At 42.0% G+C, this 25638-nt stretch carries 23 protein-coding genes; 4 read left to right on the forward strand and 19 right to left on the reverse strand.

Features of this window, described 5'->3' with window-relative positions:
• Positions 1-112: 112 nt before the first annotated feature.
• Positions 113-886 carry a DUF6776 family protein gene (locus H5181_RS09870; protein ID WP_182750922.1) on the forward strand — a complete coding sequence of 258 codons (774 nt, stop codon included), beginning with the start codon at positions 113-115 and terminating at the stop codon, positions 884-886.
• A gap of 21 nt (positions 887-907) precedes the next feature.
• A complete protein-coding gene (gene erpA, locus H5181_RS09875) occupies positions 908-1258 on the forward strand; it encodes an iron-sulfur cluster insertion protein ErpA (RefSeq protein WP_011638424.1) in 351 nt (116 codons plus the stop codon).
• 402 nt (positions 1259-1660) lie between these two features.
• Here erpA and H5181_RS09880 read toward each other — a convergent pair whose 3' ends face one another.
• The 4 genes from H5181_RS09880 to H5181_RS09895 form a co-directional block, all read right to left on the reverse strand.
• The gene (locus tag H5181_RS09880; protein ID WP_182750923.1) at positions 1661-2125 is read right to left on the reverse strand and encodes a hypothetical protein; all 465 of its coding nucleotides are present in this window, start codon (positions 2123-2125) and stop codon (positions 1661-1663) included.
• 6 nt (positions 2126-2131) lie between these two features.
• Complete coding sequence (locus tag H5181_RS09885; RefSeq protein ID WP_041413166.1) at positions 2132-2518, reverse strand: DUF2750 domain-containing protein; 387 nt, start codon at positions 2516-2518, stop codon at positions 2132-2134.
• Between the two features lie 114 nt (positions 2519-2632).
• Positions 2633-3745, reverse strand: a complete 1113-nt coding sequence (locus H5181_RS09890; RefSeq protein WP_182750924.1) for an anhydro-N-acetylmuramic acid kinase — start codon at positions 3743-3745, stop codon at positions 2633-2635.
• 36 nt (positions 3746-3781) lie between these two features.
• Positions 3782-5320: a peptidoglycan DD-metalloendopeptidase family protein gene (locus H5181_RS09895; protein WP_011638420.1), complete on the reverse strand. Its 1539-nt coding sequence runs from the start codon at positions 5318-5320 to the stop codon at positions 3782-3784.
• A 125-nt stretch (positions 5321-5445) separates the two neighbouring features.
• Between H5181_RS09895 and tyrS the strand changes: the two genes are divergently transcribed.
• Positions 5446-6642 (forward strand): tyrosine--tRNA ligase, encoded by a 1197-nt coding sequence (tyrS, locus tag H5181_RS09900; protein WP_102035989.1) that lies wholly within the window; start codon positions 5446-5448, stop codon positions 6640-6642.
• A gap of 83 nt (positions 6643-6725) precedes the next feature.
• On the opposite strand, the gene H5181_RS09905 is transcribed toward tyrS, so the two are convergent.
• From H5181_RS09905 to H5181_RS09975, 15 genes are all read right to left on the reverse strand, one after another.
• On the reverse strand, positions 6726-7136 hold the full coding sequence (locus tag H5181_RS09905; RefSeq protein WP_081430168.1) for a nuclear transport factor 2 family protein: 411 nt from the start codon (positions 7134-7136) through the stop codon (positions 6726-6728).
• Positions 7137-7203: 67 nt separating this feature from the next.
• Positions 7204-7830, reverse strand: coding sequence for a trimeric intracellular cation channel family protein (locus H5181_RS09910; protein WP_011638417.1), 627 nt, complete (start codon positions 7828-7830; stop codon positions 7204-7206).
• Complete coding sequence (locus H5181_RS09915) at positions 7827-8216, reverse strand: DUF2721 domain-containing protein (RefSeq protein WP_011638416.1); 390 nt, start codon at positions 8214-8216, stop codon at positions 7827-7829. Before H5181_RS09915 ends, H5181_RS09910 begins: the two co-directional genes overlap by 4 nt.
• A 198-nt stretch (positions 8217-8414) precedes the next feature.
• Positions 8415-9422, reverse strand: a complete 1008-nt coding sequence (locus H5181_RS09920) for a cobalamin biosynthesis protein (RefSeq protein WP_182750925.1) — start codon at positions 9420-9422, stop codon at positions 8415-8417.
• Positions 9423-9505: 83 nt separating this feature from the next.
• Positions 9506-10198, reverse strand: a complete 693-nt coding sequence (locus tag H5181_RS09925; protein WP_182750926.1) for a 5'-methylthioadenosine/adenosylhomocysteine nucleosidase — start codon at positions 10196-10198, stop codon at positions 9506-9508.
• Between the two features lie 144 nt (positions 10199-10342).
• Entirely contained in the window at positions 10343-12607 is a 2265-nt protein-coding gene (locus H5181_RS09930; RefSeq protein WP_182750927.1) for a bifunctional diguanylate cyclase/phosphodiesterase, read from the reverse strand.
• A 187-nt stretch (positions 12608-12794) separates the two neighbouring features.
• Positions 12795-13880: a methyl-accepting chemotaxis protein gene (locus H5181_RS09935; protein WP_182750928.1), complete on the reverse strand. Its 1086-nt coding sequence runs from the start codon at positions 13878-13880 to the stop codon at positions 12795-12797.
• A gap of 219 nt (positions 13881-14099) precedes the next feature.
• Positions 14100-14912: a sterol desaturase family protein gene (locus H5181_RS09940; protein ID WP_182750929.1), complete on the reverse strand. Its 813-nt coding sequence runs from the start codon at positions 14910-14912 to the stop codon at positions 14100-14102.
• The gene (locus H5181_RS09945) at positions 14909-15574 is read right to left on the reverse strand and encodes a CDP-alcohol phosphatidyltransferase family protein (RefSeq protein WP_182750930.1); all 666 of its coding nucleotides are present in this window, start codon (positions 15572-15574) and stop codon (positions 14909-14911) included. Before H5181_RS09945 ends, H5181_RS09940 begins: the two co-directional genes overlap by 4 nt.
• A 33-nt stretch (positions 15575-15607) precedes the next feature.
• Entirely contained in the window at positions 15608-16279 is a 672-nt protein-coding gene (locus H5181_RS09950) for an ATP-binding cassette domain-containing protein (protein WP_259397021.1), read from the reverse strand.
• A gap of 51 nt (positions 16280-16330) precedes the next feature.
• Positions 16331-18043, reverse strand: coding sequence for an ABC transporter permease (locus H5181_RS09955; RefSeq protein ID WP_182750931.1), 1713 nt, complete (start codon positions 18041-18043; stop codon positions 16331-16333).
• Positions 18040-19263, reverse strand: a complete 1224-nt coding sequence (locus H5181_RS09960) for an ABC transporter substrate-binding protein (RefSeq protein WP_182750956.1) — start codon at positions 19261-19263, stop codon at positions 18040-18042. Before H5181_RS09960 ends, H5181_RS09955 begins: the two co-directional genes overlap by 4 nt.
• A 115-nt stretch (positions 19264-19378) precedes the next feature.
• Positions 19379-20272: a DUF547 domain-containing protein gene (locus H5181_RS09965; RefSeq protein ID WP_182750932.1), complete on the reverse strand. Its 894-nt coding sequence runs from the start codon at positions 20270-20272 to the stop codon at positions 19379-19381.
• A 147-nt stretch (positions 20273-20419) separates the two neighbouring features.
• A complete protein-coding gene (locus tag H5181_RS09970) occupies positions 20420-22573 on the reverse strand; it encodes an FAD-dependent oxidoreductase (RefSeq protein WP_182750933.1) in 2154 nt (717 codons plus the stop codon).
• A gap of 11 nt (positions 22574-22584) precedes the next feature.
• Positions 22585-24957, reverse strand: a complete 2373-nt coding sequence (locus H5181_RS09975) for a TonB-dependent receptor domain-containing protein (protein WP_182750934.1) — start codon at positions 24955-24957, stop codon at positions 22585-22587.
• A gap of 240 nt (positions 24958-25197) precedes the next feature.
• Here H5181_RS09975 and H5181_RS09980 point away from each other — a divergent pair, with 240 nt between their 5' ends.
• Entirely contained in the window at positions 25198-25611 is a 414-nt protein-coding gene (locus H5181_RS09980; RefSeq protein WP_182750935.1) for a hypothetical protein, read from the forward strand.
• Positions 25612-25638: the final 27 nt, after the last annotated feature.

A 25638-nucleotide genomic window follows, 5' to 3' on the forward strand; every position in this document is an offset into this window, starting at 1 on the left:
CTTATCTACAATGCATAGGATTTGAACAAGATGTTAAGCTTTACAGAAATATAAGCCCTAAGCAAATAAGCTTCATTAAGCATACTGTATTTTATTAAAAGGTTGTAACGTAATGTTAAATTATCACCGCTGGTTAGACAGACTGCAAGTTTTAGAACGTAAAAACCGGACATCAAGCATATACTTAATAGGGTTAATGATCGTATGTTTTTTGCTGGGAGCTATAAGTTTTAACCTATGGCTTTCATTTGCACCAGAGGCTACACCTAATAGCGCCAGTGGTAAGCGTAAATTATTGCAAGAACTCGAGACGCAAGCGCAAGCGCTTGCAAGTCGAAATTTAGCGTTAAGTATTGCTGATAATGCCAATAAAGAAATGCAAGAAATGTTTAGTCAGCAATTATCTGAACAGAAAGCGTTAGAAAAAGAATTAGCATTTTATCGCAGTGTTATGGTTACCGATGCTGATGTTGAAGGGGTGGCAATTCATGGGGTGGAATTATCTCAAGGTGTAGCTCCCGAGCAATATCAGTTACGATTAATCTTAACCCAGTTGCAAAAACGCAAAGTGAAAGTGAAAACCAACGCCACAATATTGTTGCTCGGCACACTAAATGGCGAGCCAGCCGAACTGTCTTTGAGCGAGTTAATTAATAAAAAACTGGAATTTGAGTTCAATTACTTTCAAATTATGGACAGCGATTTTGTGCTGCCAAGTGGTTTTAATTTACAACGAATTATGGTCAAAGTGAAGGTCGCTGCGAGTCGTGGGGTAAAAGGCGGTGAGATTGAACAAGTGTTTAATGTGCCAGAGCTATTGATGGGTGAAAAAGAACTGCGGGTAATACTTGAACAAAATAGTCAGGTAAAGGATAATTCTCAGTAGAAACCGAAGTAAGAGGTAGTAATGACTGAACAAGTTGATGCAACAATGCCGATCCAATTTACCGATGCGGCGGCGATAAAAGTAAAAGGTCTGTTAGAAGAAGAACAGAATCCTGAATTAAAGCTTCGTGTATATGTAACAGGTGGCGGTTGCTCTGGTTTTCAGTATGGCTTTACATTCGATGAAAAAGTCAACGAAGGTGATTTCACCATTGAAAAGCAAGGTGTGCAGTTGGTTGTTGATCCAATGAGTCTTCAGTACCTTGTTGGTGGTGAAGTGGATTATACATCGGGTCTTGAAGGTTCACGCTTTTTTGTTAAAAATCCTAATGCGACCACGACATGTGGCTGCGGGGCTAGTTTCTCAGTGTAATGAGTTTCACTGCAGCAATAAACCACGCTATAGACGAGATAACTCCCTCACTTTAGAATGGATTTATATAATAAAAAGCCGTCTTTCGACGGCTTTTTTGATTTCTGGACAACATCTTTGAATAATACCAATTCCACTAATTATCTGGTCATTCAGCGGGAGTTCTGTGCCTTCTAGGCAAATAATAGGATTGTAGGCATAGTTGCTCTACGTCAAAATGCTATTAAGCAGCATAGAAGGCACAGAAACCCGCCTTGCAGGAGACGCTCAGACAGTCCATTTCTTTGTTGCATTGCTTTAAAAGAGAATACCCATTGTTTCAACAATGCGCCTCAAACTGAACAGTCTGAGCGACTCTGATTGGTCACATAATTAATGGAAATGGTATAATACAACCGCTTATCAGCTACTCATAATGTTGAGGTTCATTCGCGGTTTAAACCACGCTTTCACTTTAGTATTAAAGCTAATCCACACTTGCACAATACCTAACGTAATCAGCACCGAGTATATAAGCCAATCAGGCACTACGGCTTGAAATAAACCAAAATCAAATGTCGTTGGTCCGGCAACCAAATTATCAGGGTCATACATTATAATCGGTAGCAGGCTATACAACAGCAGTTGCAAGAGACAGTAAACCCGCAGTAGATATAAGCCCGCTTTTTGGCGACCGATAATTGCTAATACCATCATCAAGGTCAAAATGCATAACATTGCACTTAACTCTGATAGTGAACTGGCGGCCATTAATCCACTGATGGACGATAATGTATAGATAACCATTAAGCCAATAAGTCGTTTAGGTAAACGTGATTTGACGGTTACCTTATCTACTTCGTTTGATTCAGAGCTGATTATTGTCATAACACATTAATGCTTTTGTTGTTTCTTTGGTGAAATGCGTTCGTTCATTTCAAACGGCGGCACAACGACACCTAAGTCTTCTTGTACTGGGAACACTGCAATAAATAAATCATCATCTTCCATGCCGCTCACCCAACGTTCTTGAAACTCGTCTAGTGGAATAGCTAATGGTTCACAGTCTTTCCATTCATCAACAGCCCAAAGTGCAGCCGTTTCTTCAGATGGCCACATTGGAATACAATCTTCATCTTCAGTGGTTAACATTACGCAACCATCTTGATCTTGAAGTGTCCAAATGATTTTTTCTGATTTAATTTGTTCAACCATATAATCGTAACGGCCTTCTGGCGTTAAATTCATCAGTTCAGACACACTTTTGGTTTTGTTGCTCATATTGACTCTCATCTTAAGTTACGGCTTTGCCCAATTTCAAACGATTGGGCAAATTTGTGGGCATCATAACATTGAGGCCACAATTGCAAAAGTAAACCGCACATATTGGTGTATTTATCTTGCTTTAAAGCGGCCACCTAATATAGCAGTGCGTGACGCACCTGTGACGGCCGGTAAGTTGGCGGGTAAATCATGGTGATAACGCATTGCTAACCATGCAAAAGCAATCCCTTCAACCCATTTAGCATCAACACCTAAAGCGCTAGTAGTATCGACTTTATAGCCGGGAACCAAAGTGGCTAGTCGCTGCATTAAGGTTTTATTTAACGCGCCACCGCCGCAAATAAACAGTTCCCCATTGGGTGACAATTTATTAATGTCATTGGCAATACTATGACAAGTAAGGTCAAGTAATGTGGATTGAATATCTTGTTGATCCAAATGACTATAGTCAGCGAGTTGTTGCTCAAGCCAAGCTCGATTAAATAGCTCTCGGCCAGTGCTTTTGGGGTAGGCTAGTGAAAAATAAGAGTGTGATAATAACTGCTTGAGTAAGTCTGGATGAGTAGTACCAGAATCTGCCCAAGCACCATCTTCATCAAAAGGTTGGTTTAAGTTTTGTTGAATAAAGGCATCAATTAAGTTGTTACCTGGGCCTGTATCAAAACCTAACACTTGTTCACTATTGCCGGGTAAATAAGTGATATTGGCAATGCCGCCAATGTTTAAAATAACTCTTGAGTGGCCAGGTTGAGCAAACACTTGTTGATGAAACGCCGGAACTAACGGTGCGCCTTGGCCACCAAGGGCGATATCTTTACGTCTAAAATCAGCAATAACATCGATATTGGTTTCAATGGCAATGGTGTTTGGGTCGCCAATTTGCAAGGTAAAGCCCATTTCTAAATTGGGCATGTGACGCACGGTTTGTCCATGAGAACCAATCGCGATAACCTCCGCGGCAGTCACTGTTGTTTTCGCTAATAAGTGATTAACGGCTTGAGCAAACAATTTGCCGACACTGCGGTCGAGCCTACCTAAGCGGTTTATTTCATCTGTCTCGGGTTGACATAAACGCTGTAAACCTTTTAATAAATGCGCAGGAATAGCTTCTGTATGGCTGGCGATTAGCACGGGGTGTTCGGCCGAAAAATCAACCAACACCGCATCCACACCATCCATGCTTGTGCCTGACATTAGACCGATAAAATATTCTGGCTTAGACATGAAGTGACTCTCTGTAAGCAGCAATTAAACCGTTTATTAATTACTTGCCAATTGCTGTTGTTGATTTGATTTTAGTTTTGTCATCAATTGCTTGCTGAGTGCAGCGAATTTGTTCTTCTCTCTGCGATCAATTGGCATTGATTTAGGTAAATCGATAGTTCGTGGATTGCGATGAACCCCATTTACAATAAATTCATAATGTAAATGAGCGCCAGTGACTCGGCCTGTTTTACCCAGAGTACCGATTATTTGGCCTTGTTTAACCGTTTCACCACGATTTACTTTGCGCTTAGTTAAATGTAAATACTTAGTGGTGTAGGTTTCGTTGTGCTTAATGAAGACATAGTTGCCATTAAACTGGTTATAACCAGCCTCAACCACTTTACCTTTACCAGCCGCTTTAATCGGCGTGCCAATGGCGGCGACATAATCAACACCGCGGTGGGCTTTAATTTGCCCTGTTACTGGGTGCAAGCGACGCGGGTTAAAGTTAGAACTGACATATTTAAAGTCTACTGGCGAACGTAAAAAGGCTTTACGCATGCTACTGCCATTCTCTGAATAGTATTCACCGTCGGTATAACGTACTGCGGTGTAACGTTCCCCTTGGTTAATAAACTCTGCCGCAAGAATATTGCCATTACGTAAAAATTGACCGTCGGCGTATTCTTGTTCAAATAACAACGAAAAGTGATCGCCTTTGCGAATATCGAGGGCAAAGTCGACATCCCAACCAAAAATATTGGCCAACTCCATAATGTGGTTACCAGACAAGCCTGCATCGGCAGCGGCATTCCAAAAGTTGCTTTTAATATTGGCGCTAATAAACGAGGTGCGATTAACGACTTCTTTAGTGTTCACCGTTTCTTTGTATTGTTCATTGTGTTGACTGATAATTAAGGTCGACACTTTATCCATGCGGTAGGTTAATTCTTGTAATTCACCTTGGGCATTTTTACTGATGGCGATTTCTTCGCCCGGCATAATTTTTAGCAGATTCTTTTTCGCTAAGGGTAATTGGGTAATGTCATAGACATCTTTAGCGCTGAGTCCTGCACGGCTAAATAAGCCGCCTAAGGTATCGCCTTTAGCGACTTCATAGTATTCAACACTATAATCATCGTTAGCCGCTTGTTGTTTTATTTTGGCTTTTTGAGTGGCAACTTGCTGATCGAGATCATTAATCATGCCATCGATATCAGAAGTACTGGTTTGCAACATGGCAAGATGTTGGGAAAATGCTTCATCGTCAGGAGTTTCGCCACTGCTTACTTCTTCACTATTATCACTTGATGCAAGGGCATCATTTGATATGAAATCAGTCGATTCATCATCAACGATACGGTCATTATGACTCGGTGCAGTTGGGGTGCGAAAGGCTAAGGGAATAGCATAACGTTCATTGGTTTCTATATCTGATTTGTCAGCAGATTGACTTACCAATCGGGTTTGTTTAGATGCTTGAGCGTCTTCCGATGGAAACATCAGAATAAATGTCGTTAGAATCACCAGTAAAGATAATGTGATTTGATGTGCTTTTGGCAGCAATGTGAATAAAGTAAGAAGCTTTGCCATTGACTCTGTTACCAATTTCTCTCTTTCGTTATTATCCGCTAAGTGTACACTCTTTCATTTGCTGTGGCTAACAAGTAACATAGACCTCTTTATTTTTTGTGCAAGCCCTGGGAGTTGCAGTAGAGATGGCGAATTTAGATCAAGTATTGGCAGAGATTAAGCGCGGTACCGATGAGATATTACTTGAAGCGGATTTGCTTGAGAAACTCAAAGAAGGGCGTCCATTACGCATCAAGTTAGGTGCAGATCCTACCGCTCCAGATATTCATTTAGGTCACACGGTCATCTTGAATAAAATGCGTACTTTTCAAGAGCTTGGTCACGAAGTGATTTTCTTGATTGGTGACTTTACCGGTATGGTCGGTGATCCTAGTGGTAAAAACAGCACCCGTCCGCCACTGACTCGTGAACAAGTGCTTGCTAACGCAGAAACCTATAAAGAGCAGGTCTATAAAATTTTAGACCCAGCAAAAACCCGCATCGAATTTAATTCTAGCTGGTTAGAGCCATTAGGCGCTGCTGGCATGATCCGCTTAGCATCACAGCAAACCGTTGCCCGAATGATGGAGCGCGACGACTTTAAAAAGCGTTATGCATCAGGTCAATCTATTGCGATCCATGAATTTATGTACCCTTTATTACAAGGTTACGATTCAGTTGCATTGAAAGCCGATGTTGAATTAGGCGGAACAGATCAAAAGTTTAACCTGCTTATGGGCCGTGAACTGCAAAAATCTGAAGGCCAAAAGCCGCAGACTGTCATCATGATGCCATTGCTTGAAGGGTTAGATGGCGTTAAGAAAATGTCTAAATCGGCGCATAATTATATTGGTGTGAGCGAGCCTGCCAACGAAATGTTTGGCAAACTGATGTCGATTTCTGATGACTTAATGTGGCGTTATCTTGAACTGTTGTCATTCCGTCCGTTAACTGAATTAGCCCAATTCAAGTTAGACGTTGAAAATGGCACAAACCCACGCGACATCAAGATTTTGTTAGCCAAAGAAATCATTGCTCGTTTTCATGATGAAGAGCAAGCACAAGCGGCACATCAAGCTTTTATCGACCGTTTTCAAAAAGGTGCCATCCCTGATGACATCGAAGAAGTGGTATTAGAAGCGGGAGAAGGCATAGCAATTGCTAACTTACTTAAAGATGCAGGCCTTGTGGGTTCAACCTCTGACGGTATGCGTATGATTAAGCAAGGCGCAGTTAAAATGGATGGCGAGAAGATTGAAGACAGTCGCCAAATTTTTAATGCAGGTCTTGAAGCGGTATTCCAAGTGGGTAAACGCAAATTTGCTAAAGTGATTTTAAAGTAATCACGAATGTTAACGAATAAAAAACGGCTTATCACTAAGCCGTTTTTTTATGTCTGATACATGGTCAATCGATGCGGGCAACATTACTGAGATTCAAGTTGGTCAGACATGGTCTGATAATCCATTAAGTCCATTTGTTCAATTAAGCGCTCAGTATTGTTATCAAATTTTAGTGTGGTGACGCCTGGTACTGCAAGGTCGATAATTTTACCGGGTTTACCATATTGATCGCCGGGACCTCGTAATCGGTAACTGCCGATAATCACCACGAGAGAGCCGGTATTAAACATGTGTTCTACGTTTAAACGGTATTCTAATACGCCTTCGTGAGCCCGTTGTAAAAACGCAATAATATGCCGACCACCAGTGTAAGTCGTATTGGCTGTTTTATCGTAAAATACTGTGTCGCGAGAGTAGAAACGACGCAGGACGGTATAGTCATGATCCGTGAGCGCTTCCATGTATTGCATCGCAAGTTGTTGTTCTCGTGGCATATCGCCAATATTGGCTTTGCTCGGAAAGCTCAATAGCAAACAGCATAATATGAAGATTATTCGCACATTAAATTCTCTTTGTTTTCAAATCAAAAGCCGGTAAAGATAAGTGCCAGCGGATAGCACTCAGACGGATGATTAGCGTGCTGAACATAGCGATCAACATCGATGTCATGCTATCCATGCCGACAAATATGCTTAAGGTATAACAGATCCCTCCAACGATGGAAGCGGTTGCGTAAATTTCCGTTCGCAACACCATTGGAATTTGCCTACATAACAAATCTCGGATAATACCACCACCGACACCGGTTATTAATCCCATTACTACCGCGACCATACCAGATAATTCAAGCAATAAGGCTTTTTCTGCACCAATTACTGTAAATAGTGCTAAACCGAGTGCATCGGCAATAGATAATGAGCGAGGGGGTAATTTATGCGGTTTACGCACTAACACTAAGCAGGTTATTACGGTCGCAAGAATGACGAGCATATAATTAGGATCGCGGATCCAAAAAACTGGCGTGGCACCTATTAACGCATCGCGAATACTGCCGCCACCAATTGCAGTAACAGAAGCCAACACGATAACGCCAAAGGGGTCCATACGATGCTTGCCCGCAGCTAACGCTCCCGAAAGGGCAAATACCGCGGTACCACATAAATCAAAAAAATAGATCCACTGACTCATTTACTTAACTCTTCAAGGTGAATCGTGAGAGCATCGACTGAAATACGGATCTCGATTACAGATAAAATTAACGAATACAATAACAGTAATAAACTTAACCCAAAGACTACCGAACCAATTTGGTTAAAACCAACATAAATCAAAATCATGCAAAACACACATAGGGCAAAGCTGCTGACACCGGCTTCTTGCATTTTTCGGATGATAATAATACGTTGGCGTAAGTTTTTAATTTGCTCGCCTTGCACCGGTTTTTTGTCGTTACTTAATTGTCGGATTAATGCCGCTAACGAAAAAAAACGATTAGTGTAGGCCAATAGCAATAAAGAAATTGCTGGGAATAATAATGCCGGAGTCGTTAACGATACATGTAAGTTGTTGAACAAAGCTATATTCCTAAACAGGTTTTTAAGCAGACAATAATCAATTTTTTGTTATTTAAAAGGTTAATATGTTGTAAAAATGAAATTACCTTGTCATGTAATATTCTTATATTAACAAGCGAATAAGTCGCACAGACAAAATAGACAAATATTGATTCATAATTGCTAAATAATAGCCTGTTTAAAACAAGATTTATACGTTTAAAGTAATCTTAATCCTGTCCATATTAATGGCAATAATAACGTTAAGCTTATCCAGAATAGGTTAGCGGTTTGTGTCACTGTGATTGCTTGGCTTATGTAACGATGATCTGGCAAGGGACCCGCTTTTACTTTTGGTAAATCGACCCGAATTGTCTTACCATTTTCGATAAATTGCTGGGGGCCACCAAGCTCTATTTTCAATAACTTAGCCGCTAACGCATAACTGCTGTAATGATTATTTAACTGATTTTTATTGGCTTGAGCTGATATTGGCTGCGAAAAAATAGACCTCATACCCAGTTGTCCAAACTGAATAGCTAACGAGCAATGCCATAACAAGGTTGGAATGAAAAAAATCACCCGATTGAATTGACCAACAAAACTTGAAAAAATATGAAAGTTTGGATGATACGGTGGCCAGCAATGTTCTAATTGCCTTAACATCCGCACCACTAATGCCATGGTGGCGCCGCCTAAACTAAAAAACAATATGGTTGCTAAGGTGCCGTAAATGGGAGTGGTGAATAACTTCTCAATGGTGGTTTTACTTAAACCGACTTCAGACAACACTTGAGTATTTTGGCTTACCCATGGGGTGAGTAGTTGTTTTGCGTCCTGCTTATTACCCTTTTTTATTGCTGTAACGACCTTTTCTGCTACTGGTTTAAAAGCTGAATCACATAAACAAAAATACAAGATAATGAGTTCGAAAAACCATGGGTAGGCGGCAAGGCTGAGTAAGAAACTGACGATAATCCCGCTAGGTACTATCAAAATAAGTGTGGCTAAAATCCCAGCGATAAGTTGCTGGCTCACCGCTCGCTCTGGGTGGTTAACTTTACTGGAAATTAATACCGCTAAACGATTGAACCATAATAGGGGTTGTAAATCTCGGGGAATTGGCGCGAAGCGAGCTAATATTAATGCACAAAATAAAATACAACAGCTCTGAAGCAATCCGCCGTCTTGGCTCAGTAATTGAGGATTGAATAATTGATTGACCATAGATACTCAATAATGTGCTGTTGTATTGTTTATGAAGCGAGCTTAGCTCGGCCCATAGCGAGTCCGAGCTAAGTGTAGACCGATTACAGCTGTTGTAATAGAGCAATAACCATCATTGCTGAATGCATACCTGCTTTGATTATGTACGAGTCAAAATCAACTGGTGAGTCATTATTTGCATTGTCTGATAGCGAGCGAATAACTACAAATGGCACGTTAAACTGGTGACATACTTGTGCAATCGCTGCGCCTTCCATCTCACAAGCTGCCATTGTTGGAAAGTTTTCACGCATGACTTTTGTGCGAACAGGATCGCAAATAAAGCTGTCGCCAGTACAAATTAACCCTTCAATTGCCTTAACTTCACCTAATTCAGCGACAGCACTTTTGGCCGCATTAACTAAGGTGCTATCAGGCATAAATGCAGCAGGTTGCTGAGCCATTTGGCCAATTTCATAACCAAACGCTGTCACGTCTACATCGTGATGACGCACTTCTGATGAAATAACAATATCGCCAATCGCCAATGAATCAACAAAACCGCCAGCAGAACCGGTGTTAATTACATGGGTAGCGGTAAACTTTTCGATTAACAATGTGGTCGCAATACTGGCTGCCACTTTACCGATACCTGAACGGGTTACTACCACGTCTTTACCGGCAATGCTGCCGCTAATAAATTCGATGCCAGCAATTGTTGTATGTACTGGTTGTACAATAGCTTGAACTAAATGAACAACTTCTGGCTCCATTGCGCCAATAATACCGATTTTCATGAGTGAACCTTAACAGAATGAGCAAATACGAATGGGCGCTAATATACCATGGTCGCTTTAAGTTAGTAAAAAAGCCGACTCATTTTATTATTATGTATGTCACGTTTCATATGATTAGTTTCCTCATTATTTTTGTACTTATTGCTAAGCTTTTATTAAAGTGTCTTGATGCTCAAATACCAGTCCCTTTTGACTGACGTGAGCAAAAAATTGCTTTGGCGTAATGGGTTTTGAAAAATAAAACCCTTGAAATTCCTTACAGCCCATATCAGCCATAATCTTTACCTGCTCAGCTGTTTCTACGCCTTCTGAAACACATTTTATACTGAGTTCTTCACACATGTTATGAATGGCTCGGACAAGGCTTTGCTGACGAGCTGAAGTGGTAACTTGGCTTATTAGTGAACGGTCTAACTTAAGTTTATTGATAGGGTAGTCAGCTAAGCGCGCTATATTGGAATAACCCACGCCAAAATCATCCACCGAGATAGTGAATCCCCATGATTGTAAGGTTTTCATTAATATTAACGAGTGAGCTTGATTGGCTTCTAATGAAGTTTCGGTTAACTCCAGCTCAATTTGTTTCGGGCTGACAGTAAAGTCTGCCAAATGCTTGACTAACTTAGACATAAAGTCAGTTTGGCTGAAGTCAATTAATGAGATATTAATCGCTACCGGTACACAGTTAAGCCCTTGCTGGGTCCATTGGTTGATTTGCGAGCAAACTTTTTGTACTACCAAATCCGTTAAACGGCTGATCATTCGGTACTCTTCTGCAATAGGGATAAATACCGCTGGTGATACAGTACCTAAAATGGGACTGTGCCATCGAGCCAACGCTTCAAGGCCGATACATTGTCCTGATGCAGTGACTTTAGGTTGATAATGAACGGTAAGCTCACCTTGTTGTAGTGCTTCATCGAGCAACATCGATATTTCATATTTCTCTAAAAAGCTTTGTGAATTGGTTTGGTCATATAAGCTAAATACATCGTGGGTATTGGCTAATTTAAGCGCCTCGATAGCATGAGCGACAACTTTACCGCTTGCATCTCCGTGTTCTGGGCAATGGGCAATACCAAATAGAAATGATTGCGAAGACTTAACTCCTAGTAAATTATAATCTTCATCTAAAATATGTTTGATTTTAGGCAAGGCACTATAAAGATCCGTTTCGTTAAGGCTACCAAGAATAAAGGCAATTTTCCCTGGTCCAATATGAGCACATAATAAAGGTCCTTCAATATCGTTACGCAGCCGTTTAAAGGCTGTTTTAGTGATGGTTTGGGAATTATGGTTACCAAATTTTATATTTAAATAGTCGTTATTGGCGCTTTGAGCCACAACCACATAAAAGCCTTTTCGATATTTTGCTATTAGGCGGTCACATTGCAGTTCAAACCAATCTCGGTTCGGCAACTGTGTTTGTGCATCGCGATAACGTAGACGTCTGTTCTCTTGTTCCATGGCGGCCAAATTAGCTTTAATGCTCTGTTCTGCGCTGCAATCATGAAATTCATAAACACAAAAGTTAGCATCGGTTAGTTGCTGATGGACAACTCGCTGATAGGTATTATTGAAGTGCAATATTTGTTCTTGCTTAGCTGCGTCACAAGTTTTTAAGTTTGGCATGACAGACGAAAGCAATAACGTTTCGCTATTTAATGTTTTAGGTAATTTGAGTAAATCAATAGCTTGTTGGTTAGCATCAGTGATTTTCCCCATATCATCGACAATGATCTTCGGGGTAGTCGATTCTGCAAAAAAAGTGTGGTAAAGCTCATTTTTACTTTTTAGATAAGCGTTTGAATTTAATGTTGCTTCATTGAGACGTTTGGCTGCGACAATGGTTCTTGCTACTGCTAAAGGCACACAGATATTAAAAAATAGAAAAACCACTCCAGTAATATACCAACTTGCATCAGGGAGTTGCTTATTTATATTGGTGTATTGAGACAGGTTGATATCATGCAAAATGATATAAAAGGGCACGATGTTTAATAAGGCATAACAGATTGCCACTCTACGACCTAACAATATAAGTGCAATCGCTGGACAAACAAATATCAGCATACTGCCAATTTTCGCTAAGGTTAAGTCAGTTAGAGTTAAGTTCATTACAAAACTTGCCAACACTATGGCTACAAGCAGTAGATGAGCACAAGCATGATAAAATCGCTTACTGGCAAGTAGCAGTAAAAATAATATCGAAGTAAAACCAATAGTATTCGCTATAACCCATAAATAATTGAGTTGTAGGGCTGAGCTAAAGGTGTCAAACGCGATCGCAAGGCACAGTAATAAGCCCGAGGATAATATTATCCTTAGTGCACTTATTCGCCAATTGTCTATCAACTCATTTGTATTGCTATCATCGCTTAGCAGGAAAAAATCATTCAGAAAACTCATACAATACTATGTGCTAATTACCATGATGTTATTAGACCGTAATACTTTTTTTAAATCAATGTATTGGATGTTTATTAACCTTGAAAAAGTGCAAATTACTTTAAATACAACTAATCGTCACATAACCGTTGATTAAGTAATGATTTTTAATGGTTTATATTTAGGGACTGTAATGGTTTAAGTTATTTTATTGCTGGCTTTGCATGAGCAAGTGATCGATTGCTCGAACCACATCGATACTGGCCTGTTCCATGGTTTCAAGATGAGTCAAAATAGTCGATTCATCACCCGATTGCATGGCTATAACAGCTGCTTTGCCTGCACTGTGTACGGTTGTATGCGGTTGTTCAATAGTTTTAAAACTGGATAAACTGGCAAAATTTTGACCTTCGCCTTTGTAATACCATTTGCCAAGTCTGCATTCCGTGTGGCTATTAACACAGGCATTTAGATCTTTATTTGCCAACACGCTGTATACATTACTTTTCCATACGCTGTGATCTAGTTTTACCGTTGTTAAGAAAGCGGTCATGGAGGCTTCACCAATGACTCGTTTCATCACGCCTGAGCTTTCTAATACATCAGTCACCACTTGATCAATTTGTTCTGACGATACTGCAATATCCCTAGAGCAAGTTTGGTTGGTAATGACCACACTCTTAATTTGTTCTGTTTGTTCAATGACAGTGGCGACCAATTTTTCAATATTAGCGCTGGCATCATGAGCATTACTGGCCAGTTGGCGCACTTCGCTTGCCACCACAGCAAAGCCACGACCTGCATCGCCTGCTCTTGCAGCTTCAATGGCTGCATTAAGAGCAAGTAGATTGGTTTGTTCAGAAATTTGCTGGATAGATGAAACTAAACTACTTATTCCATTGGCCGAATGATTTAAGTCTGCTGCAGTAGCCATGCTTTTTTCAGCATGCTCATTTAGATGCCCAGCTCGTTTTTTTAAGTTACCAATCGCTACATGTGTCTGATTAAATAACTTATCTAATTCAGATAGCATTTTTTTTTCTTCATCTAACTTAATTGAGTTTGCCAAGGTGGTGTCGCGAATATCGTTGAGCATCGTTGCGCCCAGTAATTGTAAATTGGCGCGTGCGGAATCATATTCCGATTGGCTATTAGAGTAATTTAATTGCTGACTTAACTGCGAAATTGTCAGTTGTAATTGATTTAAGTCATCTGAATGTTGCTGTTTATGAGTGACTAATTGGTGTTCTAAATCGGCTATTTTAGTTTTCAAACTTTGGGTGAAACCGATCATAGTATCTCTATCCTTTAGCAATATATTAATAATATAGTGGTAAAGTATCATCGATTAATCAAGTGCTTCGGCAGTCACATATCACAAAAATGTATAATAAATACTTCTATAAATTCACACCTGACAGTACAGCGTTCTATTTATGGCGTAAATACAGTGAGTTGGGCTTAATTGCGCGTATGGTGTAAAACCAGTGTTAATTAAAACCAAATCAAACCGTTATTTTTTATGGGTAAACGGCATCCATAATAACCCTGTTAGCCAAGCGTTTTGTTTCGCGTTTGGGTATTCGATTAACCCTATATCGAGGTCCTCGTCTGCTTTACTCGCCTTAGCAGAATAAGTACCAAATAACCGATCCCACCACACAATACTAAAACCAAAGTTGCTGTTGCTCTCGCGCATTATTTGGCTGTGATGAATTCGGTGCAATATTTGAGTCACTAATACGGTTCTAACGATGCGTTCTAGCTTTGGTGATAACCGGATATTGGCATGGTTAAATATGGCTAAACCATTTAATAAAATCTCAAATAAGATCACTGCACTGGCTGGTACCCCAAGTAGGATGATCGCTAATGCTTTAATCCCAATACTGGCGATGATTTCTAATGGGTGAAACCGCAATGCAGTAGTACTGTCGACATGAACGTCAGCATGATGAACTTTATGTAATCGCCACAATAAAGGTACACGATGAAACAGCCTGTGTTGCCAATAAATTACTAGGTCTAATAACAATAAGCTTATGGTGATGCTAGCCCAATCAGGTAATGCAATATAATTGAACAGCCCCCATTGTTGCTGCTGACAGTACAGTGCAATACCTGCTAATCCTATTGGTAACACTAATCTGGCTGCTATTGCTGAAATCACCAATAAACCGATATTGCCTATCCAGCGCGTAGCTGGTTTCGGTGCGTTGGCTCTGTTGGGTAAATGCCTAGCTGGCAACCAAAACTCCAGTAGCAGCATTACTATCAATATCGTTAAAAATGCCCCGAGTCGAATGGATGAAATATCGTCCATCATGTTGATTTACCTCGTTGAGATGGATTAACTGAAGTGTTTTTTTCCAAGGTATGATTTTTCAGAGTGTGATAGCCGCCGTGTATACGGGTGAAGATAGTAATTGCGCCTAAAAAAGCAAAGCTATAGGCAAGCTCAGGAAAATAAGCCGGCCACAAACAAAATGTGACAAAGAAGGCGATGGTTTCGGTGCCTTCGGTTAGGCCGTTTAAAAAATAAAAGCTCTTATTGGCAAATTGTGGTCGAGGTAAATGTAGCTTTTCGGCCGGTATGGCAAAGGCCAAAAAGCTCGAGCCAGTGCCGATAAACACGGTTAACAACACTGCCGCGGCTAAGGCGTTTTCAGTAGGGTTGGCTAAGGCGAACCCGAGCGGAATGGCCGCATAAAACAGAAAGTCGACACAAATATCTAAATAGCCACCCGCAGCACTGGTGTGTTTCTGATGGCGAGCAAGGGCGCCATCGAGTCCGTCGATAATCCGATTCAGTGCGATAAAAAACAAGGCGCCATACCAAAGTTGTAATGCCAGTAACGGCACTGCCAGCATGCCTAAACCGAAACCGACTAATGTGAGCTGATCGGGATGGACATTCTTTTTGTCTAGTAGCAGCACAACGGGCGCTAACAGTGGCTTTATTACTGGGGTGATAAATCTATCTAGCATAAGGTTATTCCAATTAATCGATTGGTTATTTATTCAATTTATTTTATCAAGTGAGATGATCTTACCTTCGGCTGCATCGGCATCAGTTTGATCGTGAGTGACCATAATGGCGGGTAGCTGGTGTTGGCGTATTTGATCAAAAACGAGCTGTCTGGTCTCTTGACGTAATTGACTGTCGAGCTTACTAAAGGGTTCATCTAATAATATGGCTTTGGGTTGGCTAAGCAATACTCGCAGTAATGCCACTCTGGCTTGCTGACCGCCAGATAAACTCTGTGGGTCACGTTGCTCTAATCCGCCAAGACCCACTTGGGTTAATGCTTCACTAATTGCCGCTTGTCGCTGTACTTTGGAGCTTGGCGGCATGGCAAAGCCGATGTTGCCAGCCACAGATAAATGCGGAAACAATAATGGGTCTTGATAGAGCAAACCTATGTGGCGCAAATGACTGGCCGTTGTGGTGATATTTTGGCCGTTTAAATGCAATTGACCTTCAGCACTAAATCCCGCTGGCAACATGCCCGTTAACCAATTTAATAACGTTGATTTTCCGCTGCCAGACGGCCCCATAATGGTTAAGATTTCACCGCCACGAATAGTCGCACTTAATGATAGTAAGTGTTGTTGCTGGCGACTCAAAATCAACCCATCAATGGTGAGTTCTGATGTTGAGGTTGTATTGGCAGTACTCGCGAATGTTTGCATTATTATCCTTGTTGCTGACGCTTAACTAATATTAGGTAATCATTTTGGTCATCATTTTTGGCGATGATTTTTGACAATGATCTTTGGTATTAGCCAGGCCAGTAAAAAACCTAAAGCAGGAAGGATCATTTGCATTAATGCATATACGGCACTGATCCTACGGCTTCCTCCATTGGCTAGCGAAACAGCTTCAGTGGTAATGGTATTGATGCGTCCACCACCAGTGAGTAAGGTTGGTAAGTATTGGCTAAAGCTAATGGCTAAACCTAATGCGCAAGCAATGAATATCGGCCCAATTAACATGGGCAGTTTAATCCGGAAAAATATTTTTGCTTTGGTGGCCCCAAGACTGGCCGCAACAATACTAAAGCGTGGGTCTAAACGACGATAGCTACTGGCCAGCGATAAAAACACATAAGGTAATACAAACAACACATGGGCCAGTACCACATTGATAAAAGTATGTTGACTGTTTATTTGCTCAAGTAACCAGACCAAACCAAATAAAAACGCGATACTTGGAATAAGCAAGGGCAGATAAATTAATACACTGCCCAGAAGCGATAGCGATTTTCCGCTATGCTGCTCCGCTTCTAAGGTGAGCAAGGTTAAAGTTATCGCCAGAACGGTGGCGCAGAGGGCAATCAGTACCGTGTCGATAAGTGGTGTGTGCATTTGTTGTAATGCCGTTTGCCAGTGCAGCATTACAAATTGTTGCGGTAAGGCATCAGGGAAATGCCAAAAGCCAGCAAAAGACCACAACAGCATTCCCACTAATGCCAAACCAATGATGGTTAACATTAATGCGGTGATGACATGGGTTATCTTTTGGATGATAGCGCCGCCGTATTCGCGCTCGCCATTGGTTAACATCGGCTTAGCAAATTGACTCACTAAGCGTTCGAGTAACCACCAACAGGCTAATACTAATAACGTCAGTTGAATTTGTAATATTGCCCCAGCAGACGCTTTAATGCGTAGGCTTAAGTCCACGTCATGAAACCACTGCATAATTGCCACAGCCAATGTCGGTGGATTGTTAGGGCCTAAAATTAAGGGAATTTCGACACTGGCGCTGGCGTAAGCCAATACTGCTAATATTGGTAAGCGCAAATGGGGATACAAGCTGGGTAACACTACTTTGAAAAAAGCCGTCATTGGGCAATAACCTAAGCTCAATGCCACTTTATGTTGTGCCCGCAATGTTTGCCCAAGGTCGGGTTGTGCTAATACGCCTAGCGCCATTAGCAATAAAAAAGGCAGTTCTTTTAAGGTCACGCCTAGAATAATACTCAGCCCCATCGCATCGTGTGGATATAGCCAATCTGGTGGAGCATCCCAACCACTTAACCAAGGCGACACTAAGCGAGACAACATGCCAGACGGGGTGATAAGAAATCCAATAGCAATAGCTGCAGCAGCATGAGGGATAACCAAAATAGGTCCTAAAAGACGTTGAATATAACCCAGCCACGGACTGGTAAAGTAACTTGCTAAGATCAATATGGTGATTAAAAAGGCCAACAAGGTACTAACCAAGCTGGTGGTGATACTCAATAACGCCATGTGGCCAATGCCCGGCGTTTGCCATAATTGCTGAAAACCATTCAGGCTAAAATGGGTTTGATCCAGTGCTGGGATCCAACCAAACGCAGGCAGAATAACGCCAATTAACCCACCCAATACAGGGATCAGTAACAAAGCCATCATCATAAATGGACTGAAGCGCACAATTGGATTGAACAGCTTGGCTACCGTGTTCATTGCATCACTCCATAGCGTTGTAACCATAGCTTTGTAATAACCTTACTCCAACTTGGATCTGGCTCGCTTAACGCTGGGCTGATTGCTTGGTTAGCAATAGTGGCACTGGCATGTGACTGAGCGGGTGGCTCAAACCAAGTCTGCTGTTCGGCAGTCAGCTTTGATCGTGCTAACACGCTGGTGTCGCCCCATATATTCGCTTGCTGTTTGTGTGCTTGAGCTTGTGGGCTCAGTAAAAAATTGACTACCAATTTAGCGCTGTCTAGGTGAGCGGCATTATAGGGAATGGCGATAAAGTGAATATTACTCAAACTGCCATCTTGCATACGATAACTACGGCTGCTGTCGGGTAATTCAAAACGTGCAACGGCCGCGGGAATTTCAGCGGCTGAAAAGGTAAACGCTAGAGCAAGTTCTCCATCGCCGATTAAGCGGCGAAGCTCCATGCCGCTAGACATAAAGTGTAGACCTTTGCGCCATAAATGCGGATGTAGTTCATCTAAATATTGCCAAAGCACTGGTAATAGCAAAGCTTGGCTTTGTGTTGTAGCGGGTTGATAAAGAAGATTTTTAATCGCTTCAGGCTGTGAGTTGTTCAGTACAATTAAGGCGTACTTTAAAAAGCTGGTGGCTAAAAAGTCAGGCGGTTTAGGGTAGGTAAATCGGCCTGGATGTTGTTTGGCCCATAGACTTAATTGTTGCAAGGTTTGTGGTGGTGATGTGGTCACTAGGCTGTCGTAGTAAAAGGTCAGCGCAGCTTTACCCCATGGTGCTTCCATCCCTTGTGTTGGCACACCAAAGTCGCGGGTCATCGCAGGATTATTGTCTGGGTCGGTTAAGCCAAAGTTGGGTAATCGATCAACCCAATTTGGTGCTAGTAGCTGATGTTTGGCCATGGCGGCAAAGTTTTCACCGTTAATCCACACTAAATCGACTTGGCCTTGATGATCATTGCTTGCTGATTTTTCCGCTAATACTCGGCTGACTGCTTCGCTGGTGTCGGTGAGTTTTACATGGTGTAAATTGATCTTATATTGCTGCTTAACTTGTTTCGCGGCCCATTGAATATAACGATTTATTTGCGGATCGCCACCCCAAGCATGAAAGTACACATCTTGATTAGCGCCTCGAGATTCAACCTCTGGCCATGTTGACTTTGATGTTTGAGTTACCGGCTTGTCTACAACATCTACAACATCGTTTACAGAAGCATGAGCTATACCAGCCCAAAGGCCAGCTGCAAGCAACAAAGCACTAAGCCCCAAGCTAATCACAACCTTAGATTTTATAAGGTTGCTGTAAAAGGCTGTGCCAACGATATGCTGCCAGCGTAAGTTAGCCAGCAACATTAAGTGACCAGTCATAATCTAAAAATTCAATATCGAGTTGTTGTTTCTCTGCTGCTTGGCGCTGTTTTGGGGTTAATGTCAGAACACCTTTATCAGTATTGGAATAAAGCAGTAAAAACGCTTCAATCGAATGGGTGTTACGAAACCCTTTAGTAAAGTCATCGCCATACCATTTAAAGATAGAAGACAAATACAGGCTGTCTCCCTTGGCATAATTTCTGCTGCTATCGGCAAGAAAACGTTCAGTTTGCTCGGTTAATTGCAGCTCGAGTTTAGTGCCTGTGTAGGCTTCTTCACGCAGTGCAGGGCAACCAATGCTGGCACAGTTTACCGCGAAGTGGATTCTGGGGTCGTTGTAACGATCACTACCACGAATTAGTTTGTGCTCAATATCATTGAGGCTGCGAGTTTTACCTAATAACGGAATAAAGCTTTTATCCCATGGAGAACTAAAAAATCCGCCTAGATCTTTGATTGAGTCGAGGTCAGGGTATTTAGTTAAGATAAGCTCAACTGTCCACGCGTTGTAAGCATTGATTAACAATGCTAATTGCGATGCTTTGTCCCAAGCATCAAACTCTGCTTGGGTTATCAGACTTAATTGGTTGAGATAGTCGGTCAATATGGTTCGATCTTGTTGTATCGCGGCGTAATCTACCGCGCTACTGTGACCTTGGTTAATCGGTTTTACATGACGGCTGAGTAAGGAATTCCACTCATCATGTAGTGCCATTTTTGTCTGGCTCTGCACAAGATGATTAGCATCAGAAAGAGCCTCAGACTCTTCAACCGCCGCAATAGCCGTATTAATGCCAAACAAGCTCAGCAATAGACCTAAAGTCAGCACAAACGATTGAGCACATCGCGTTAATTTCTTCATTGTCTGAGACCTACTTTAAGTTTCTAAGAACCGTTATCTCGAGTTATTTTCTAATACTCGCTATCCAGAACTACTTCCTAAGCGACATTATTTAGAATCTATAAGCTAAGGCCCATTTTTACGAGCCTTAGCGATTACTCTGTATGGTTAGCCACGGCGCCAAGTGTGGTATTTTTCTAACCAGCGCAATACAGTTTCTGGTGCATGGTTACGCTTCCATTCACCCGCTGCGTATTTGTTGCCTTCTGCCCATGTTGGGTAGCTGTGAATCGTGCCTAGAATCTTGTTAAGGCCTAAGCCGTGTTTCATTGCCAGCACAAATTCAGCAATTAAATCACCAGCGTGTTCAGACACCACGGTCACACCTAAGATTTTATCTTTACCTTTAGGGGTAATCACTTTAATAAACCCTTCGGTAGCACTGTCGGTAATGGCGCGATCAAGCTCGGCAAAATCAAAGCGAGTCACCTCGTAATCAATACCTTGCTGTTTGGCTTCATATTCATTAATACCTACACGAGCCACTTCTGGATCGATAAACGTAGTCCATGGAATAACTCGGTAATCCACTTTGAACTTTTTCAAGTGCCCAAACAGTCCATTGACTGCCGCGTACCAGCCTTGATGTGCCGCTACGTGAGTAAATTGATAAGGCCCAACAATGTCACCTGCCGCATAGATATTTGGGTATAAGGTTTCTAGGTATTCATTGGTGACGATAGTTCGGTTGGTTTCAATACCTAACTCTTCTAAGCCGTAACCGCTTAAGCGGGCACTACGACCGACTGCACATAAAAGTTGGTCGTATTCTAACGCTAACTCTTGCTCTTGATGTTTAACGATAAGGTATTTTTTACCGTCACGCAGTTCGCAGCGCAGCGCTTGGTGTGAGGTTAAAATATTCACGCCACTTTTTTGCAAGGCTTGGGTGGCAAACTCAGACACTTCAAGATCTTCTTTGATCATGATGCGCTCAGCCATTTCAACTTGAGTCACTTGTGAGCCTAAACGGGCAAAGCTTTGTGCCAGTTCAGAACCAATTGGGCCGCCGCCAAGTACCACTAATTTTTGTGGTGCGGTGTCGAGTTTTGCAAACTCGTCCCACAAGGTATCACTGGTAACATAACCGACTTCTTCTATGCCTGGTAACGGTGGCACAAACGGGCGAGCACCTGTAGCAATAACAATGCTGCGCGCGGTTAAGCGGCTGGTGTTACCGTCTGGATGGCTAATTTCAACTGTCCATGGGTCGACTAATTTTGCATAGCCTTTGACTACGTCGACACCTAAGTTGGTGTAACGCTCAACACTGTCGTGGGGAGCTATATCGGCAACCACTTGATGCACACGCGCCATGACTTTTTTAAATGAAAATTCAGGAGTGCTGTCTTCTAAGCCGTAATGATGGGCGTTTCGTATTTGCTGAGCAATTTTAGCGCTTTTAATAATCGCTTTACTTGGCACACAGCCATAGTTTAAGCAGTCGCCGCCCATTTCGCCGGCTTCAATTAAGGTCACTTTAGCTTTTACTGCGGCAGCAATATAACTGGTGACGAGTCCACCGGCACCTGCGCCAATCACAATCATATTGCGATCAAATTTGGCTGGTTTGGTCCAGTTGCTGTATACGCGACGTTTTTTTATCATATTGACTATTGCCTTAGCGATAAGCGGGAATAAACCTAATAGTGCAAACGACAGGATAAGGTTAACCGATAAAATGTTCGATAAGCTGTCAATTTGTGCCAGCTGAGTACCGGCATTAACGTATACAAAGGTACCCAAAAACATACCGATTTGGCTTACCCAATAGAAAGTCCACGATTTAAAGGCGGTCACACCCATTAGCATGTTGATTAAAAAGAACGGAAATATTGGTACCAAACGTAAGGTAAATAAGTAAAAGCCACCTTCTTTTTCAATTCCGGCATCAATGGCCGCTAAGCGCTCTGGAAAACGTTGTTTAATTGAATCACGCAACAGATAACGCGACACTAAAAATGCCATTGTTGCGCCGATACTCGAGGCAAACGACGCAATAATTAATCCTTCGACGATGCCAAATAAGGCACCCGAGGCGATGGTAAGAATCGCGGCACCAGGTAAAGACAATGCGGTCACTGCCACATACAATAAAAAGAATCCGCCAATAACTAACAGAGGTGACTGTTCACGTAATTGACTAAAGTCATTCATTGAGCCTTTTAGGCCCTCTAAGGTCAGTAATTGATGCAAATCAAAGTGGAAAAATAACCCCACTAATGATGCAGCAATCAGTAATAACACAATTTTTTTAAACATAATTTATAGCCTTAAAATGAATGCTGTAAGGTAAGGGTAGCGTTAACAGGTAGTTCAGGAAAAACCAATGTTGATCCGAAATAACCGCCTTCAAACACCGGACGCCAGTTCTTTTGGTTAGTCACGTTATTCACATCCAGCCTTAAACTTGTTTGCTCGGTAAAATCATAGCGAGTGTTAACATTAAGCGTGTATTGATCGCGAATATACACAGTCGCTAAATAGTCTAATGGGTAACTCTTGGTATATAGACCGGAGAAACCTGCTTTCCATTTCTCAGTAATCGACATTCCGCCATTAATTGTGAACGTTTGTTCAGGAAGGCCTTGTACACGGCGGTCAGACGCTGCAAATGAAGCGAAGTTTGGTGCGCCAATACCTGTGCCAGCAATAATGTCTGGGCGTGAATTATCAAATGTATCGGCAACTTGTACCGTATCTTGGCTACTGGCTGAGTCATCATAACGGGCGTCTAAATAACTGTAGCCCGCGCTTAACCAAAACGGGTCAGCATCATAAAAGGCTTGGGCTTCAAAGCCTTTAGTGCGAATGCCGGTATTGCTGCCATCACGATTTCGTAGACTGCGTTTTTGGTCAAACACTGCCGCATCAACATACCAAGCACTGTCCGTGGGTGAGTACTTAATGCCCACTTCAGTCAGGGTATTTTCGGTGGCAAAGTTTTGGCTACTAATTTGGTTGTTGGCGCCTAATGTGGTGCCGCCAGCCATGCTGTTTGAGGTTGACTCGTTATAACTGGCACTGGCATAGGTAGTGATGTCGTCACTAAGGCGGTAACTCAAACTGATTTGGCCAGATTCAAGCATTTCACTTATTGAATCGCTGGCTGCAACTTGCCCTTGCGGGGCAATGGCATCGCGCGCATCTACATTATAAAAATCGGCACGATAACCTACGCTGGTGGAAAACTTATCTGTCCATTGGCTGTTATGTTGAATGGCTAGACCGGTTTGCCAGCTGGTTGAGTCAGTGGTGTCTGACAATGAAAAATCGCCGCTGCCATCGGCATTGGTATCGTATTGCGCACCGGGTGACACAAACACACCAGGGCGCAGTTCAACTAATCGACCTTGTTGTGCTGCAGTAAGCGGAATACGGCGGTCTTCAATGGGACCTGTTAAGTCGATAGGTAAGTCAGCTTCGGTGGTAAATTGACTGTAACCTAACACTTTGTTGTAGCGGATATCCACCGCACTAATAGTGCTTTGAGCATCGCTCCATTTATAGGCTAATTCAACTCTGTTTTGGGCGGTATCTGCGCCATCAATAATTTCAACAAAACTGTTTTGAGCAATTTCTTCACGTTCTAGATGCTGATAATAGGTAATATTTTTAAAGGTCGCTTTATCGCTTAGCTCACGCACATAGGTGCTGTGAAGTAAAAAGGTTTGGGCGTTATTGATATTGTCGGGGTCGGTTAATACTTGGCTACGATCTATCTCAACCAACCCAGTTGGCGATACGATGGCATTGGCGCCAGCTATAGTGCTGCCATTAGGCTGCACACCTTGACCTGTAACGTACAAACCGTTGTCGATTAACGCTTGAGTCGGGCGGTTGATCCCCGCGTTGTCGGTAAACTCAACATCATAGTATTCGACATTAATGTCCCAAGTGCTGGCATCGTCTGGCAGTAAACGAAATGCCACAAAAACGCTGTCGCTTTTAAAGCCTGAGTAATCGTAATAGCTGCCATTATCGATATGTTCTGCACTTAAGCGAATACCGCTTTCATTGGGCACGATGTCGGTGCCAACATCTATTTGTGCACGGTAATGATCCCAGCTACCGCCCGATAAGGTGAGATGAGTAAACTGGTCGTCAGTAGGCGCGACTTTAGAATGTATGTTAACAAACCCACCATTACGTTGGCTGGTGCCTAATAGCACTGGCGGTGCGCCTTTTACCACATCTATTTGTTCGACTGCGTTAAACGACATGGGTACACCAAAACCATTGTTGCCCGCTTGGCGACGTACACCGTCTTGATATAGCTCGCCTAGTTGGCCACGAATAGTGGGTAGGCTTGATGCACCAAAGCCGCTAGCGGAGTAACTGTTAGGGCTGACTTTTTGAATGTCAGATAAATCAATGATATTAAGCTGTTCAATCATTTCACTGGTAATAGGCGTCACTGAACGGGCAATATCTTTTAATGCTATTCCGTCACCAAATGGGCCATCAACAGTGCTGTTTTTAGGTGACATGCCTTTATCGTTAATCGCTTTACCTGATACCTGAATGACTTCGATAGACGAGGTGTCTTCGGCTGCAGCAGCCATTGATGAAGCTATTGATGAATACAAGGCTACGCTAATAGCTAGTGCGGTAAGTGAACGGCTAGGATAACGATAAATAGGCATAATTTTTTCTGCTGTAATGAACTTGGTGAAAGGGACCTTGTTGTTAACAAGTTTATTTCAATCATGTTATGCCAATTTTCATTGCGTTAGATCTAAATGGCATAACTACTAGTGCAACATAGTTGCGCTTTACTCGGTCAATTAGCGGCTGATGAATTTCAGTAATGATCAGTTTAGCTTATTTAGACGGTCAACAGACCCTAGATGATGTTATTTTTATATATTTTTTAAGGAATTAAGATGCAAACATCAATTAGCCATGATACTCAGAAAAAACTGCAGTGGTCGTTACTTTCTTTACGCTTAGGCGTGTTTGTGGTGATGCTGGTATGGACATTAGATAAGTTCGTCAATCCTGGCCACAGTATGAAAATTTTCGAGAAGTTCTATGGCATCGGCGGAATGAGTGAGGTTGCTGCATATGTTATGGGTGCACTGCAATTAGCCTTAGTATTTGCGTTTGTATTGGGTATTAAAAAGCGTATCACTTACGGGGTTATCTTTCTAATGCACGGTGCTTCAACGTTATCGGCATTTAATCAATATTTTGATGCATTTAATAACCTATTGTTTTTTGCTGCATGGCCAATGTGGGCCGCGTGTTTTGCGTTGTACATGTTAAGAAATGAAGATACCAAGTTTACTGTGAAGTAAATTACTAAGCGATTTTCCGACATAAAA

This window comes from Shewanella sp. SG44-2, from assembly GCF_014164215.1.
In the GTDB taxonomy this organism is placed as follows: domain Bacteria; phylum Pseudomonadota; class Gammaproteobacteria; order Enterobacterales; family Shewanellaceae; genus Shewanella; species Shewanella frigidimarina.